This is a genomic window from Paenibacillus allorhizoplanae, assembly GCF_927798215.1.
Classification (GTDB): domain Bacteria; phylum Bacillota; class Bacilli; order Paenibacillales; family NBRC-103111; genus Paenibacillus_E; species Paenibacillus_E allorhizoplanae.
Genome location: NZ_CAKMMW010000030.1, coordinates 73,275 through 88,513, shown reverse-complemented (window position 1 = coordinate 88,513; position 15,239 = coordinate 73,275). Strand labels below are relative to the sequence as shown.

The 15,239-nt window shown below is 47.4% G+C and carries 15 protein-coding genes; 14 read left to right on the top strand and 1 reads right to left on the bottom strand.

What is annotated here, in order from left to right; all coding sequences use genetic code 11:
* Positions 1-313 precede the first annotated feature (313 nt).
* The 3 genes from L6I86_RS31460 to L6I86_RS31450 are packed head-to-tail and all read left to right on the top strand — an operon-like array spanning position 314 to position 1,531.
* Positions 314-634, top strand: coding sequence for an ArsR/SmtB family transcription factor (locus tag L6I86_RS31460; RefSeq protein ID WP_236292617.1), 321 nt, complete (start codon positions 314-316; stop codon positions 632-634).
* On the top strand, positions 627-1,070 hold the full coding sequence (locus tag L6I86_RS31455) for an SRPBCC family protein (RefSeq protein WP_056622407.1): 444 nt from the start codon (positions 627-629) through the stop codon (positions 1,068-1,070). The genes L6I86_RS31460 and L6I86_RS31455 overlap by 8 nt, the downstream gene beginning before the upstream one ends.
* Before the next feature lie 14 nt (positions 1,071-1,084).
* On the top strand, positions 1,085-1,531 hold the full coding sequence (locus L6I86_RS31450; RefSeq protein WP_236292615.1) for a cupin domain-containing protein: 447 nt from the start codon (positions 1,085-1,087) through the stop codon (positions 1,529-1,531).
* A 61-nt stretch (positions 1,532-1,592) separates the two neighbouring features.
* Here L6I86_RS31450 and L6I86_RS31445 read toward each other — a convergent pair whose 3' ends face one another.
* A complete protein-coding gene (locus tag L6I86_RS31445; protein ID WP_056622402.1) occupies positions 1,593-2,786 on the bottom strand; it encodes an MFS transporter in 1,194 nt (397 codons plus the stop codon).
* 181 nt (positions 2,787-2,967) lie between these two features.
* Between L6I86_RS31445 and L6I86_RS31440 the strand changes: the two genes are divergently transcribed.
* The 11 genes from L6I86_RS31440 (at position 2,968) to L6I86_RS31390 (ending at position 15,199) form a co-directional block, all read left to right on the top strand.
* A complete protein-coding gene (locus L6I86_RS31440; protein ID WP_236292612.1) occupies positions 2,968-3,411 on the top strand; it encodes a MarR family winged helix-turn-helix transcriptional regulator in 444 nt (147 codons plus the stop codon).
* Between the two features lie 112 nt (positions 3,412-3,523).
* On the top strand, positions 3,524-4,492 hold the full coding sequence (locus L6I86_RS31435) for a ring-cleaving dioxygenase (protein WP_236292611.1): 969 nt from the start codon (positions 3,524-3,526) through the stop codon (positions 4,490-4,492).
* Complete coding sequence (locus L6I86_RS31430) at positions 4,489-5,097, top strand: alpha/beta hydrolase (protein ID WP_236292610.1); 609 nt, start codon at positions 4,489-4,491, stop codon at positions 5,095-5,097. The genes L6I86_RS31435 and L6I86_RS31430 overlap by 4 nt, the downstream gene beginning before the upstream one ends.
* 32 nt (positions 5,098-5,129) lie before the next feature.
* Positions 5,130-5,741 carry a flavin reductase family protein gene (locus L6I86_RS31425; protein ID WP_236292631.1) on the top strand — a complete coding sequence of 204 codons (612 nt, stop codon included), beginning with the start codon at positions 5,130-5,132 and terminating at the stop codon, positions 5,739-5,741.
* 230 nt (positions 5,742-5,971) lie between these two features.
* Positions 5,972-7,009 carry a Delta(5) desaturase DesA gene (gene desA / locus L6I86_RS31420; protein WP_236292609.1) on the top strand — a complete coding sequence of 346 codons (1,038 nt, stop codon included), beginning with the start codon at positions 5,972-5,974 and terminating at the stop codon, positions 7,007-7,009.
* A 149-nt stretch (positions 7,010-7,158) separates the two neighbouring features.
* Complete coding sequence (locus L6I86_RS31415; RefSeq protein WP_236292608.1) at positions 7,159-7,782, top strand: TetR/AcrR family transcriptional regulator; 624 nt, start codon at positions 7,159-7,161, stop codon at positions 7,780-7,782.
* Between the two features lie 66 nt (positions 7,783-7,848).
* Entirely contained in the window at positions 7,849-10,968 is a 3,120-nt protein-coding gene (locus L6I86_RS31410) for an MMPL family transporter (RefSeq protein WP_236292607.1), read from the top strand.
* Between the two features lie 131 nt (positions 10,969-11,099).
* Positions 11,100-11,318, top strand: a complete 219-nt coding sequence (locus tag L6I86_RS31405) for a hypothetical protein (RefSeq protein WP_236292606.1) — start codon at positions 11,100-11,102, stop codon at positions 11,316-11,318.
* Between the two features lies 1 nt (position 11,319).
* Positions 11,320-12,870 (top strand): spore germination protein, encoded by a 1,551-nt coding sequence (locus tag L6I86_RS31400; protein WP_236292605.1) that lies wholly within the window; start codon positions 11,320-11,322, stop codon positions 12,868-12,870.
* An 18-nt stretch (positions 12,871-12,888) separates the two neighbouring features.
* Positions 12,889-13,989, top strand: a complete 1,101-nt coding sequence (locus tag L6I86_RS31395; protein WP_236292604.1) for a GerAB/ArcD/ProY family transporter — start codon at positions 12,889-12,891, stop codon at positions 13,987-13,989.
* Positions 13,973-15,199, top strand: a complete 1,227-nt coding sequence (locus L6I86_RS31390) for a Ger(x)C family spore germination protein (protein ID WP_236292602.1) — start codon at positions 13,973-13,975, stop codon at positions 15,197-15,199. The genes L6I86_RS31395 and L6I86_RS31390 overlap by 17 nt, the downstream gene beginning before the upstream one ends.
* Positions 15,200-15,239 lie beyond the last annotated feature (40 nt).

Sequence of the window (15,239 nt, the reverse complement as noted above, 5' to 3'; positions counted from 1 at the left end):
TTTAGGTTACCTTTCACCAGTTCAATATGAAGAAAACTACTACAAAGAAGTTAGTTAATTCTCTTAATAGGTGTCTACTTTCTTGACAGAGGTCCAAACCTCCAGTTAAAATCCCCGATTTCAGACTATACGGCCAAATACAGCCAAAATAACTACAGGAAATACAGTTAAGTTATCGGAAGTGAGGAAAGTGGCGAAATTAGATGTGCTTTTTACAGTTAACACTTGGAGAGGGGGAGTTGGAGTAGAAGGTGATGTTTTAATTTACAAATTTTGTTTGACATGCAACTAAAGCGTTGCATATAATAGGCGCATGGACAAACTTTTTAAAGCACTTGCAGACGGAACACGCAGAGAATTACTAGACATTTTGTTCGTGAGTAACGGACTGTCCTTAACAGAGCTCTGTCAGCAAATGACGATGAGTCGCCAAGCTGTTACCAAGCATCTTTTGCTGCTGGAGGAGGCAAATTTGGTTACAGTCATGTGGCATGGCCGCGAGAAACTTCATTATCTGAACCCGGTACCGATCGGGGAGATCTATCATCGCTGGATCGGTAAGTTTGATCAACGCCGGATTGAGGCGTTAACCAATTTGAAACAAGCTCTAGAGGAGGATTCGAAGCATGAATAAGAAGTCTTTCGTTTATGTGACATACATCGCAACGACACCTGAGAAGCTGTGGGCAGCTTTAACGAGTAGTGAATTTACGAAGCAGTATTTTTTTGGCCGTGAAATCATTTCGGATTGGCAAGTTGGTTCGAGCTTTCACTTAATGAATAAAGACAAGACGGAGCACTACGGTGAAGTGCTTGTCTATGAGCCGTATCGCTTGCTCGCGATTACTTGGAGTGTCAAGGACGCGGAAGGCGATCGGATGTCCAACGTGACGTATGAATTAACACCATTGAACGGCACGATCAAGCTAACACTTCGCCATGAAGAGCTGTTAGAACAAGATATTCGTAAGGATGAAGGCAAAATTGAAGGATTTAACAATGGCTGGCCTGTTATTCTCAGCAATTTGAAGAGTCTGCTCGAAACAGGCAAAACGCTGCCAGCGTTCTAAAGGAGGGCAAGATGATGAGTGCAAATCAACTGAATTACTCGGTTAGCAACGCAGGAGCATTTTCGGATTTTGCAAGTGTAACGGAAGGCATGTTGAAGGGTAAAATCTTTCTAAAAGACGGACTACAACTAACGAGTATGGAAGTATCACTTAATCACTTACCCCCGAAGGGGGAAGTCCCCTTTTATCACAAGCACCAACAGAATGAAGAACTCTATATTTTTCTTCAGGGGCAAGGCCGAATCCAAGTGGACGGAAACGAAGTGGATGTACACGAAGGCACATCCATTCGCATTGCACCTGACGGTGTGAGAGCTTTAAGGAATACGTCGGCGACACAAGGCCTGCATTTTATTGTCATTCAAGCCAAGGAGAATAGTCTCACCCAATGGGTGGAGACAGATGGAATTATTCTGGATCAACCCGTTGAATGGATAACAAGATCTAGTTGTTTAAAATAAAAAATCAGCGGCAAGCTAAGACTGGTTGATTAAGTCCTAGCTTGCCGCTGGTTCGTTATACTTACTTCACCTTACGATCCCGCAGATAGCTCCACAGCATCAGAACAAAGCCCGCCCCGGTCAATCCTGCGCCGATCCAAGGCAACGACGACAGGCCAGTGTGCGTAATCGCCCAACCGCCTAGAAAGGCGCCGCCAGCGTTCCCGAGATTCAACGCAGAATGCGTTGAGGTGGCCGCCAGCTCGGGCGCTTCTTTAGCCAGATTCATAATGCGAATCTGCAGCCCAGGCAAAATCCCGAAAGCGGCAATCCCCCATATAAATATGGTGATAATCGCAGCAACCGGGAATTGATCCGTATACGCGAATACAGCTAGGATGAGAGACAACGCGGCAAAGTTGCCGATCAAGGACGGCATGAGCTTCCAGTCAGCCATTTTGCCACCGACAATGTTGCCTAGTGTTACACCGAAGCCGAACAAGATGAGAATCCAGGTCACGCTGCTCTCTTTGAACCCTGTGATGCTGATAAGGATTGGCGCGATGTAGGTGAAGACTGCGAACAAGCTGCTACAACCTAATGCTCCGATCAGAAATACGAGTAACAAACGCGGCTGTAATAGAGCGCGGACCTGCTTAACAAGGCTGCTATTCGTTTTCTGAGTAATCTTTGGAATGAAGATGAGGATACCGATGAACGAGATGATCCCCATAATGACAACGGATCCGAAGGATGCCCGCCAGCCGAGATGCTGACCGATGTAGGTGCCAAGCGGTACGCCGAGAATGTTCGCGATGGTTAAACCCGCCATCATCACCGAAATAGCACTGGCCCTCTTTTCAGGCCGAACCAAATTTGCCGCGATCACAGAGCCGACACCGAAGAAGGTACCATGAGCCAAGGCAGTGATCAGTCGCGCTACCATCACGACACCATAGGACGGGGCCAGCGCAGCTAGGCCATTGCCTAAGATGAAGATGAGCATCAGCACGAGAAGAAGGCGTTTTTGCGGCAACTTATGAGTCAACATAGCGAGAATCGGAGCACCGAATGCCACACCAAGTGCATAGCCCGTGATCAATTGACCCGCTTGCGAAATGCTAACATTCAAGTCATCCGCCACATTGGGCAGAATCCCCATAATTACGAATTCGGTCATACCGATCGCGAAGGCCCCAACCGTTAGGGAGAAAAGGGAAATAGGGAACCGTTCTTTCTCGGTCGCTGTCCCTTGTAAGGCATGTGAAGTGTTCATGATTGCATAGAACCCACCTTTCTATCTTAAAGGTTTAATCATAACACGAGGACAGGCGACAAGGTGTGACATTCTTTGCATTTTTTTGGCATAAGTAATAATTTCAAATTTGCCTGTTGACATTTATCTTTAAATAAAGTATCTTTAAATTAAGATAAACGAAGCAATGAGGTGAAGCAACATGAGCGAAGCAAGAAACCACTCTTTAGATCTTTACATCGCCCTTTCTAGAGCGAGTGAATGGGTGAACGCCCACGGGGATCGAGATATTCGCAAGCATGGACTGAACCGCACAGAGTTTGGTGTACTGGAACTGCTTTACCACAAGGGATCGCAGGCGATTCAACAAATTGGCAGTAAGGTGTTAATGAGCAGCGGCAACATCACTTATGTGGTCGATAAGTTAGTCAAAAAGGAATACGTTACACGCAATACCTCGACGGAAGATCGCAGATTAATTTTTGCTGAAATTACGGAAAAAGGGAAACAATTTATTGAGGAAGTCTTTCCGAAACACGCCGAAGTGATCGAAAGCGCCGTAGCAGGATTAACGGACGAAGAGAAGCAGCTCGCAAGTCAGCTGTTGAAGAAGCTTGGCAGATATGCGCAGGAAGGATTCAAATAGTGATTGAGTTGGCATCCAGCTCAGCATGAACAGACTTCCACGATTTAAATGGCAACATTGCACGCAAACTATCTTAAATTAAAGAATCTTAAATATGAAGGAGTTGGCTATTATGACAACAACACAAACAACACAACAACAAACCGCAGGTATCCACCATATCACCGCTTTCGTACAACATGCACAGGCAACCGTTGATTTCTATGCAGGTATTTTGGGACTTCGTTTGATCAAAAAAACAATCAATTTCGACGCACCAGAAGTTTACCATCTTTATTTCGGAAACGAAGGAGGAAGCCCAGGTACGATCATTACCTTCTTCCCTTACGCGGGATCTCGCAAAGGTCGGGTCGGCGGTGGTCAAGTCGGCATCACAACGTATGCAGTGCCAACAGGCAGCCTATCTTTCTGGGAAGCGCGTTTAACACAATTCGGTGTTGCTTATGAGAAAAATGCGCGATTCGGTGAAACTTATGTACAGTTCAAAGACCCAGACGGTCTGAGACTAGAGATTGTTGAGCGTGAACAAGGTGCGCCAAGTCAGTGGGCGTTTGGCGGTGTTCCCGTGGATAAAGCGATCAAAGGCTTCGGCGGCGCTGTTCTCTACAGTACGGCACCTGACAAAACTTCGGAGCTCCTCGTGAATGTCATGGGTCTGAAAAAAGTAGGGCAAGAAGGCGCCTATGCACGCTTCACTTCCTTCGGCGACTTGGGTAACATCGTCGATATCAACGTAACGCCGATGGATTACGGCGCTGGCGGCGCGGGTACTGTCCATCATATCGCTTGGCGTGCGAAAGATGATGCTGAGCATGCACTATGGAGAAGTCATGTTGCGAGCAACGGCTACCACCCTACACCAATCGTGGATCGTCAATACTTCAACGCGATTTACTTCCGTGAAGAAGGCGGCATCTTATTTGAGATTGCAACCGATCCTCCAGGATTCGCAAGAGATGAAGCGCCAGATGCTCTTGGCGAAAAATTAATGCTGCCAGAATGGTTCGAAGCAAGCCGCGATCAAATCGTGAAAAATCTGCCGCCAATCGAAGTGCGGGTATTGGAAGGTGATGAGCAATGAGACATATCTATCAGCAAGGATCCGATTTGACTGCTCCCGTGCTCGTTCTGTTTCACGGAACGGGCGGAACCGAGCAAGACCTGCTGCCATTGGCGCAGGCGATTTCACCAACCTCCTCCGTACTTAGTGTACGGGGGAACGTCCTAGAGAACGGCATGCCGCGGTTCTTCCGTCGGCTGGCTGAGGGCATCTTCGACGAGGAAGATCTCATCTTCCGCACGAAGGAAGTGTACGATTTCCTCGACGCAGCAGCAATCGAGCATGGCTTCGATCGCAGCAACGTAGTCGCGATCGGCTATTCCAACGGCGCGAATATCGCGGGCAGCCTGCTGTTCCACTATCCGAATGCGTTTCGTGCAGCCATTCTTCATCATCCGATGGTACCGCGGCGCGGCATCCCGCTGCCTGATCTCTCAGACACCCCTGTATTCATCGGGGCTGGCAAGAACGACCCGATCTGCTCACCCGAGGAGTCGGAAGAGCTAGAACGTCTGCTGAGCGATGCTGGATCGGATGTTCATGTGCATTGGGAGAATTCAGGGCATCAATTGACGCGGTCTGAGGTTTTTGCCGCAGCAGAGTGGCTCAAAGGGATCTCACTCTAATCGATGAGGAGGGGGAGATTGTCACCATGACCATGCTAGGTATTGATCCATCCGCACAAAGCGAGCGAGAGAACTATAAGCTGCTCATCGGCAGCATTATCCCGAGGCCGATCGCTTTCGTCTCGACCTTATCAGCTGAAGGCGTGCTGAACGCCGCGCCTTTCAGTTATTTCACCATCGTGACGGCAGATCCGCCGATGGTTGCCGTTTCCGTACAGCGGAAGCAGGGTGTCCGGAAGGACACCTCCCGCAACGCGGTCGATACAGGAGCCTTCGTTGTACATATCTCAGACGAATCCTATATCGACCAGATCAATCAGAGCGCGGCTGCGCTGCCGCCTGAGGAGAGCGAAGTGACGCTGACGGGGCTAACGCCCGTCGCGAGCAGCCACATCGGCGTTCCGGGCATCGCCGAAGCCAACATCCGCATTGAATGCGTCCTCGAGCAGGTGATTCCGCTCGGCGGAACACAGGACGCACCTGCGGCAGATTTGTTAATCGGACGCGTCGTATATTTTCACATCGATGAGAGCTTAGTTGACAACGGTCGTATTGACCCGATGAAACTGAAGCCTGTAAGTCGGTTAGCGGGCAACTCTTATGCGAAGCTTGGCGAGCTTTTTGAGATAGATCGACCAGTTTAATAGAGAGACGAATCGCTTCGTTCTAACGCAGAACGAGAGGCGATTCGTCTCTTTTTATGGCGACTTACTTATATTGCATTTTACAAAAAGGGTTTACCCACGTATGATGAGTTAGCTATGTAATATTTCTTATCCTATAACGGGAACTTATTTCGATTCGTAACGTACTACTTCAAGGAATATAAACTTACGAGATCCGACACGACGCGGAGAGAGGGAGTTCTAACAGGATGAAGCATGAGGATAAGGGTGGGTGGCGGAAAGATATCGCGCCTTTCGAAAGACCACATATGAAGCATAGTGTGTGGCAAATCATCAATACAGTGGGACCCTTTTTCGTGCTTTGGTATTTTGCTTTTCTAAGTCTTTCGGTTTCAATTTGGCTAACTTTCGTGATTGATCTAATAGCTGCAGGGTTTTTGATCCGCATATTTATCATTTTTCATGATTGCTGTCACAAATCCTTTTTCAAAAACAAACTCGCCAATGAAATTGTTGGCACACTAACAGGAATTTTAACCTTCGTACCGTACCATCAATGGCGCCATACACACTCTGTTCACCATGCATCCAGTGGTAACTTGGATAAAAGAGGCGTAGGTGACATCTGGACGCTAACCGTGGATGAATATATGGAAGCATCATGGCTTAAACGAATGACATATCGCCTATATCGCAGTCCGTTTGTGATGTTTATTGTCGGACCGATCTTCATCTTCTTGATTGATTACCGATTTAACCGCCGGAAGGCAGGCATGAAAGAAAGAATTAATACCTATATCACCAATATCGGTATTGTTGGCAGTATTGCACTGCTTTGCTGGGGCATGGGTTGGCAGTCTTTCCTGCTAATTCAAGGACCGATGTTCTTCTTCTCAGGTATGGCGGGCATTTGGTTGTTCTACGTTCAGCATAACTATGAAGAAACCTACTACGAGAATGATGCAGAATGGGATTATGTGAAAGCCGCGATGCATGGCAGTTCGTTCTACAATTTGCCTCGTGTTCTACATTGGATCACAGGCAATATTGGTTATCACCATATTCATCATTTAAGCCCGCGCGTGCCTAATTATAATCTGCAAAAGGTGCACAACAAGAACGCGGCACTTCGCAATGTGCAGACGATCACACTGAAGACGAGTCTGGAATCTTTGAAATTCCGTATTTGGAATGAAGAGTCCAAGAAGTTCATTCAGTTCAAGGATCTGAAGCAGTTCCGAGTGAAAGTGAAGCCGCGAATTATAAAAGCTGTAGATGTGGAATAACAATGAAATAACAATGAAATAACAAACTTGTGTCTGACCTGTGATCATCTGCAGGTTGGGCGCTTTTTTTTAACGAAATAGCGTTGAAATGCCCAAGTGGGCACTGTATAATCCAACTATGACGTCAAATAGTGAACGGGTGTTTATTAATGCAAATTTTAAAAGATGAAGTCAAAAAAAGTATCCGCCAAGCGGCTTTGGCCGAGTTCAAGAAGCATGGATATTTGAAAGCCTCCATTCGGCAAATTGCAGAAGCCGCTGGCATAACGCCTGGCAACATCTATCGCTACTTCAAGAGCAAGGATGATCTGTTCGATGAGCTCATTCAACCGATTCAGGAGCAATTAGCCGAGGTGCTGCGGGTGTGCAAGCAAGAGGTAGATGATACCCTTTGTACGGCTTTATCCGATCATTTACTCATCCTACGTCGAATTGATGCCTCTCTGATGGTGCTTTTCAAGGAGTCCAGCACGGAGCTTACGATTCTGCTGAATCTGAGTGAAGGCTCTCGATTTGCTTCGGCGAAACAAGACATGATTACACTGGTGCATCAGATTATTTCGGAAGTATTTACAGCCGAATTGGCGCCATCAGGCACGCTGTCCCAGAAGGATCAGCACGCTGCACGCATGATTGCGATGACAATGATGGAGAGTATTTGTCTTATTCTGCGCGACCATGAGGATGGCGATACGATTAAAATGCTCGTTGATGAACTGTTGTACCTGTATTGCACGGGTATTTCAGAAAAAATAAAGCTAGCACAAGCATAAAATTTTTTAACTCAATAATGAACGCTTGTTTACTACTAGCTGAAGTGAGTGGAGGAGAAGAGAGAGATGAAATCCATTATTAAATGGCGCTGGGCGATTCTAGCGGTATGGTTGGTGGCGACGGTGTTGCTGACGGTTTTTCAACCCAATGTGAATGCGATCCTTGGACTTAGAGGGCAGGATCCGCTGCGTAGTGACGCGCCGTCAAAGGTTGCCTCAACGATTTTGAACAAAATCAATGGGGTCCAGGGCACGAGTGATATCGTGGTCTTCCATAACCCAAACAAACTGTCGGGTACAGATATGAAGGCGATCGAGGCCGGCATTACGAATTTGAAAAGCCATCAAGACCAGCTCGGGTTCAATCAGTTGATTGATCCGTTTACCATGCCTGAGGCGAAGTCGTCGCTGATTTCTGAGGATGGCACGACCTTAATGGCGAGCTTTTCTTTGGATAAAAGAGGGCGTCACGTCGAGGACATTAAGCTGGAGTTTGAAGATGTTCTGAAAGACATGAAGGTGGAATATTACCTCTCTGGGGAGGATTTTATCCAGGATGATTACATTAAGGCTTCCGAATCTGGTGTTGAAAAAAGTGCCGCGTTAACGGTCATTTTCATCCTAGCTGTCCTGGTGATTATGTTCCGTTCCGTCATTATCCCGGTGGTTTCCTTGCTGGCTGTCGGTATTTCGTACCTGGTGTCCATGGGGATTGCCGCGCAGCTCATTGATAAGTTCAATTTCCCGGTGACGAGTGTTACGCAAATGCTGTTAATCTTGATTCTTTTCGGGATTGGGACCGATTATAACATTCTCTTATTTAACCGATTCAAAGAGGAATTATCCCATGGCTTATCCGTGGACGAAGCGATTGTTGTGACCTACCGCACGGCGGGTAAAACGATTTTTTACAGTATTTTGACCGTGTTTATTGCGTTTGCGGCATTGACGTTATCCGATTTCGGTATTTATCAATCAGGTAACGTAGTTGCGATTGGTACGGCGATTCTCCTGCTCCAAATCGTAACAGTGACGCCGTTTTTCATGAAAATGCTGGGAAATAAACTCTTTTGGCCTTCCAAAGGTGCAACAGGTCATAAGGAGAGTAAATTCTGGGCAGGCTTGACGAAAATCGCAGTGAAAAGACCGATTGTTACGACGGTCATTATTCTGATTATTACAATTCCGCTTGCGCTTGCGAATCATCAGAAGCTGTCTTTTGACCAGTTGAAGGAGCTTGGGAATGATCACCAATCCACCAAAGGTTTCAGCCTTGTGGCGGACCATTTCAGCCGAGGTCAGGCACTCCCAACGATGGTCGTTATTGAGAATGACAAACCACTTAACACGAACGATGGTTTAGCGGCAATTGATAAGGTGACGGAGAAGCTGAAAACCATTCCAGGTGTCGATATGGTATCCAGCGTGACACAGCCGCAATCGAAGCCGATTGATGACTTCTATATTTCTACACAAACGAAGACGGTTGCCGATGGTATTACAGCCTCGCAAAAAGGTGTAAATCAAATTCGAGATGGACTTACTTTGATGCAAAGCAAGCTGGAAGTGCCAGATACATCAAGCGTTGGCCAACTTGTAGATGGCACAAGTCAGGTGCAGGATGGCTATAGCAAGCTGACGACTGGACTGGATCAAGTGGCTAGCGGTATCGCGCAAGGTGCAGATGGTGCGGGTGAGCTAAGTGCGGGAATTGCTGCGCTGAAGGATGGCATGGATCAAGTGAGTGCCAATAGCGTTAAGATCACGGATGGTTTGACGCAGCTTGGGCAAGGCTATAGTGCCGTGACAGATGGCTACGGCCAAATTGAAGGGCAGCTTACAGGTATTCATCAAGGACTTGTCGGCATGAATGGTCTAATTGGCGGGCTTGGCAGCAAGTACAGCCAGCTGGCGACTGATGCCGACTATATCAAGCTGAAACAAACGGGTGAAGGTCTTGCCTCCGGTCTGACGCAGTTGAGCGGCGGGTTAGAAGAGCTTGGCAAGAACGCAGCCAAGCTGAACAATGCTTTCGCCGAGGCGACGCAAGGCCTGGCGCAAGTGAATGGTGCGCAGGTGCAGCTTGCCGCGGGACTTACGCAGCTGGAGAGCGGCGCAGCTGAGCTCGCCAAAGGGCTGAAGCAAGGCAGCGCGGGCAGCCGCGAGATCGCTGCGAACATGGCGAAGCTGAACACTGCGCTAGGCAGCGTCAAAGACGGTCAGCAGAAGCTGAGCGAAGGCTTGTCGGGTCTTAGCGGCGGCATGGGTCAGCTGAAGGATGGCCTTGGACAGAGCGGCAACGGACTCGGTGACGTGTCCGAGGGGCTTGGCATGACGAGCCAGTTCCTGACGCAGCTGAACGGCTCGAAAACTTTCTTCATCCCGAAAGAAGCGCTATCGAGCGCGGATTTCGGCAAGTCCTTGGACAGCTTCATGTCCAAGGATCGGACGATGACGAAGATGATCGTCATCTTGAAGGACGATCCGTATTCCTCGGCGGCGATGGATACGATTGAAGGCATTAACGCGGAGCTGGCTGCTAGCGTGAAAGGCACAGTGCTGGAGAATGCGAAGGTCGGCGCGGCAGGACCGAGCTCGACGACATATGACACGAACAAGGCGCAGCTGAAGTCGTTCAATAGCACCGCGATTATCGTCATTATCGGTGTGTTCATCGTCTTGCTGTTCGTCATTCGTGCCTTCTGGCCAGCCGTCTACATCATCCTGAGCCTCGTGATTTCCTACTACGTGGCGATGACGGCGACGAATGTCGTGACAGATAAAATCATTGGTGCCGATGGGGTTTCCTCCTTCGTACCATTCTTCTCCTTCATCATTATTATTGCTGTCGGCGTCGACTACAGCATCTTCCTGATGATGCGTTACAAAGAGCTTGGCGATCTATCGCCTTCGAAAGCGATCGTGCAAGCCGCTAAACACATTGGCGGCGTGGTGATCTCGGCGATGGTTATCCTTGGAGGAACCTTCGCCACGCTCGTACCATCCGGCCTCGTTCTGTTGATCGAGCTAGCGGTGGCCGTGATCGTCGGCCTCATCGTGCTCTGCTTCGTCTTGCTGCCAATGCTGCTGCCTGCGCTGCTGGCTATGCCAGAAGCGCTACGGGCAAAGCGTGGCGCCAGCGCGCACAAAGTGTCGACAGAGAGTCGCACGGTGTACGAATCGTAGTCTAAATCAAAAAGTGCCTTTCCATCTATTGTGGAAGGGCGCTTTTTTTGCGTGTAAAAAGCTAAACATGAGGTGGTGGTTGGATAAAACTAGAAGTAAACGCAGAACCTACGAGTAAAACACATGGGGTGATGTCTGTGATTCCACTGATTGTTGCTCTTATTCTGTTTGTAATCGGTCATCCAAAGAAAAGTGCTCGCCAGCAAGATCATAGAATTGTTCCTGCTTATGTCACTTTGCTGCTAATCGCTCTCATTCTTGCTGTACTTCATGCAACAGGAACCTCTTATGTGCTAACGGACATGATGCAAAACGTAATGAATAGTCTTGTTGAAAAGGTAGGCGGATAGTTTGTCGTTCTTAGGAAAACTCCTCAAAAAATCAGCCTCTAGCGCATCGCCCGGACACCTGTCTGAAGCTGCTGATGCACCTGGTCCCACAGAACAACAATTAAGCGGGAATCTCGAGAAAGACTTGCAGTTAATTCTCTCGACCACTCAGAATCCATCCGATCTTATTGTTCGTGAACTTCCCCTCCAGATGGGGGGTGGTTCGGAGATTCGTGCAGCCGTTCTCTATATTGATGGACTCGCGGAAAAGGATATTGTTCACCAATGTGTCATTCTCCCCCTGATGCAAATGGGTCATCAAGATGAGGTTACCTTAACGTATATCGAGAAATTTGTGATCACGGCTAGCGGTATCAAGCGCGTAAACACGCTCGCTGAGAGCATCAAGGGACTGCTTTACTCAAATACGCTTGTTTTACTTGATGAGATTGCGGAAATCCTGCTCATCACTTCGGAAGGCTGGGAGCATCGCTTTGTAAGCAATCCGACCAGCGAACCGATAATTCGAGGGCCTCAGGATGCGTTTAATGAGGTGCTTCGCACCAACACAGCCTTAATAAGAAGGAAAATTAAAGATCCCAAATTGGTTCTATTTCCGATTCAGATTGGCACGCGCACGTTGACGGATGGGGCTATTGCGTATCTGCAGGATGTAGCCAATCCAAGCATTGTTGGCGAGGTGAAGAGAAGGCTGATGGCGATCGAGACTGAGGGAATTCTGGATAGCGGTCAGCTTGAAGATTATTTGGAGGATTCGCCACTCTCGCCATTTCCGCAAATCAGCTCGACAGAGCGGGTGGATAAAGCAGCTGCGGCTATCTTAGAAGGTAAAATTGTCGTTCTAGTAGACGGCACGCCATTTGCATTAACGATGCCAATTACCTTCACTGAATTTCTGCTATCGACAGAGGATTACTACACGAGTTATATCGCGGCTACGATGCTGCGGTGGGTGCGGTTCTTGGCGATGACAATGGCGCTCACGCTGCCCTCCATCTATATCGCGATTACCACCTACCATCAAGAAATGATTCCGACGGAATTGATGCTTGCCATTGCGAGCAATCGCAGCGGCATTCCATTCCCTGCCTTTGTAGAAGCGCTGATTATGGAAATCAGCTTGGAACTGCTGCGGGAGGCGAGTCTGCGACTGCCTGGCACGATGGGGCAAACGATTGGTATCGTCGGGGCCCTGGTGATTGGACAGGCGGCGGTTCAGGCGAATATCGTCGGCCCTGTACTGACCATCATCGTCTCCTTTACTGCAATTGGCGCCTTTGCCATACCCAATTATAATGCATCTTTGGCCATCCGATTACTGCGTTTTCCCCTCATGGTACTAGCTGCTGTTTTCGGTATTTTCGGTATCGTGTTTGGCACCAGCGCCATACTCATTCACATGATTCATCTGCGCTCTTTTGGTGTCAGTTATCTGGCTGCATTGACCCCTCAATCGTTAAAAGCTGTCGATGATTCCATTGTCTTCAAGAAACCGGCGCCAATGCTCAAATATCGTCAATCCTTTCTTGGTCCTAAGAAGCAAAAACCTTAAGTGAGAAGAGGAACATCCTTGTCATCTGCTCAACTAACAACCAAACAAATTATGATTCTTCTCTGTTTTACTGTGTTTGGTACGATTTTTTTTACACTTCCACGAACAATAACGCAGGCTTCGGGGCACAGTGGATGGGTGTCGATTCTGATCGGCAGCCTGATGGTTATTCCCCTTCTTTGGCTAATCGCACAAATTGGTCCGTCTATGCAAGAGATGAGTATTATCGCTTATTGCATTAGCTTATTCGGACCCTTCTTCGGCCGCGTGTTTGCACTTTTCATTTTGGTGCCACTGGTATTTCTTTCTGGCATCTCGATCAGACTCGTTGGCGAACTATTCGTTACGCTGATTCTTCCAGAAACGCCATTGGAGATTATTGCTATCATGTTGATTGTCCTGCGCTATTATTTGGCGAAAGGAGGGATGGCTTCCATTGCTCGCTGGGGAGAAGTGGTTATGCCAGGTGTTGTCGTATTAATCATTATTATGTTTGGGCTATCTTTTCAAAAAGTGAGTATGGAACGCATATTGCCACTTTTGAATGCTTCCTTCATGGATGTGTTTAAGGGTTCTTTAGCCATTTGCAGTGTTTTCTCTGAAATTAGTGTGCTGCTATTTATTTATCCGCAAATCAAGAATAAAAACCATATGTTCAAGAAGCTGATTTGGTCCGTGATCATTATTATGTTTCTATTCGAAATTATCTTTCTAGTGACGATAGGAACCTTTGGCAGTGCGTATACGCAGAGGCTTATGTTCCCGGTCGTCGAGTTAATCAAAGATATTGCGATCTTTGATTTTATTGAGCATTTGGAGAGTATCTTCTTGGCGCTATGGGTATTCATCAATGTGTCAAAGGGGGCATTATCGTTCTATGCCTGCTGTTTAGGTACACGAGACTTGTTTGGAACGAAAGATTATAAGGAACTGATGCTGCCCATTTCCGTCATTATGTTCTATATTTCGTTACTTCCCGACAATATTTACGTGTCCATTGTTAGTTTTGAAATCGCGAAAGGAGTTACCTTTTGTTGGTATGCCCTCATCCTTCTCGTGATTGTTTGGTTAGCGGGCAAGTTGAAAGCAAGGAGAACCGCGAATGAACAGAATACTTAGAATGGTGCTATCGCTAGGTTTCCTGCTGAGCGTAACCACAGGCTGTTGGAATCGCCAAGAACCAGATAAAGTCGAATACGTCCTTGCTGCAGGTATTGATCTCAACGATAAAGGACAAATCGTTCTTACCGTGCTTACACCTGTATTGGAAGCGCTAAAGCCTATGAGCGGTTTGAAAGGGGAGCAAAAGAAGACTTTGAGTGTCGTTGGGAATACGACATTCGAGGCTGTACGATCTTATATAAAAATAACCGGCAAAAAGCTGTACTGGTCACATTTGCAAATCCTGCTCATTGGAGAATCCGCTGCGAAAACGGATGCGCGTTATTACTTTGATTTCTTCTCGTCGGATCCCGAGCTTCGGGGTACGGCTTATATTGCCACGGTAAAAGGAAGGGCACTGGATATGCTGGAGTCCAGTCCAGACATTACCGCTTTATCATCGAATTATTTGAAAGAAATCATCAAAAACTCGGATTTGGAAGGGAAGGCATCTCAGGTGTATCTATCTGAGTTTGCGCGAAAACTTGCACAACCAACAGGCGCTCAGCCTTTCAGTCCCATTCTTCGTTTAATTAATCAAAACGAGTACGTCAAAACGATTGTTGGCGTGAAGCCCTATGAAGCGGGAGACACCCATCAATCTATGTTATTTTATGCCTCTGGAACAGGCGTTTTTTCAGACGGAAAAATGGTAGGGACACTAAATGGGATGGAGACAAGGGGCTTTTTGTGGGTCATGGGGAAAATAAAATCGGCACTTGTCGTCGTGCCCTGCCCGGATGAAACCGATTGTAACTTATCATTGGAGCTATCCGGTGAAAAGGTTAGTAAACGAAGAGTGGACTATCAGGACGGTAAAGCCAAGATTCATCTTCACATTACTGTGGAGTTCAATATCGGAGATAAAGCGAGCAGCAAGTTCAAAACAGATCCCCAAACGATCGCCTATGTCCAAGATCAATTCTCCAAAACGATACAAAATGAAGTGAAGATGGCTTTTCGTAAAGTTGCGGTTGACTACCATTCGGACATATTCGCTTTCGGCAACAGCCTTGAAGATCGAAATCCTAAACTATGGAAGCAAATTAAAGATCGGTGGGAGAATGAGATATTACCAGAGGCCGAACTGGATATACAGGTCATTTCAAAGCTTCGCAGAACGTCAAGAACGCTCTATTCGCCTTGGGTGAAGGCTGATCATTCATAAATATATGTACAACAAGGGGAGCGTGATGCACGGTTTAAGC

Coding starts and splice junctions, on each gene's coding strand:
- L6I86_RS31460 (WP_236292617.1), top strand. CDS start 314: ATGGACAAACTTTTTAAAGCACTTGCAGACGGAACACGCAGAGAATTA.
- L6I86_RS31455 (WP_056622407.1), top strand. CDS start 627: ATGAATAAGAAGTCTTTCGTTTATGTGACATACATCGCAACGACACCT.
- L6I86_RS31450 (WP_236292615.1), top strand. CDS start 1,085: ATGAGTGCAAATCAACTGAATTACTCGGTTAGCAACGCAGGAGCATTT.
- L6I86_RS31445 (WP_056622402.1), bottom strand. CDS start 2,786: ATGAACACTTCACATGCCTTACAAGGGACAGCGACCGAGAAAGAACGG.
- L6I86_RS31440 (WP_236292612.1), top strand. CDS start 2,968: ATGAGCGAAGCAAGAAACCACTCTTTAGATCTTTACATCGCCCTTTCT.
- L6I86_RS31435 (WP_236292611.1), top strand. CDS start 3,524: ATGACAACAACACAAACAACACAACAACAAACCGCAGGTATCCACCAT.
- L6I86_RS31430 (WP_236292610.1), top strand. CDS start 4,489: ATGAGACATATCTATCAGCAAGGATCCGATTTGACTGCTCCCGTGCTC.
- L6I86_RS31425 (WP_236292631.1), top strand. CDS start 5,130: ATGCTAGGTATTGATCCATCCGCACAAAGCGAGCGAGAGAACTATAAG.
- desA (WP_236292609.1), top strand. CDS start 5,972: ATGAAGCATGAGGATAAGGGTGGGTGGCGGAAAGATATCGCGCCTTTC.
- L6I86_RS31415 (WP_236292608.1), top strand. CDS start 7,159: ATGCAAATTTTAAAAGATGAAGTCAAAAAAAGTATCCGCCAAGCGGCT.
- L6I86_RS31410 (WP_236292607.1), top strand. CDS start 7,849: ATGAAATCCATTATTAAATGGCGCTGGGCGATTCTAGCGGTATGGTTG.
- L6I86_RS31405 (WP_236292606.1), top strand. CDS start 11,100: ATGTCTGTGATTCCACTGATTGTTGCTCTTATTCTGTTTGTAATCGGT.
- L6I86_RS31390 (WP_236292602.1), top strand. CDS start 13,973: ATGAACAGAATACTTAGAATGGTGCTATCGCTAGGTTTCCTGCTGAGC.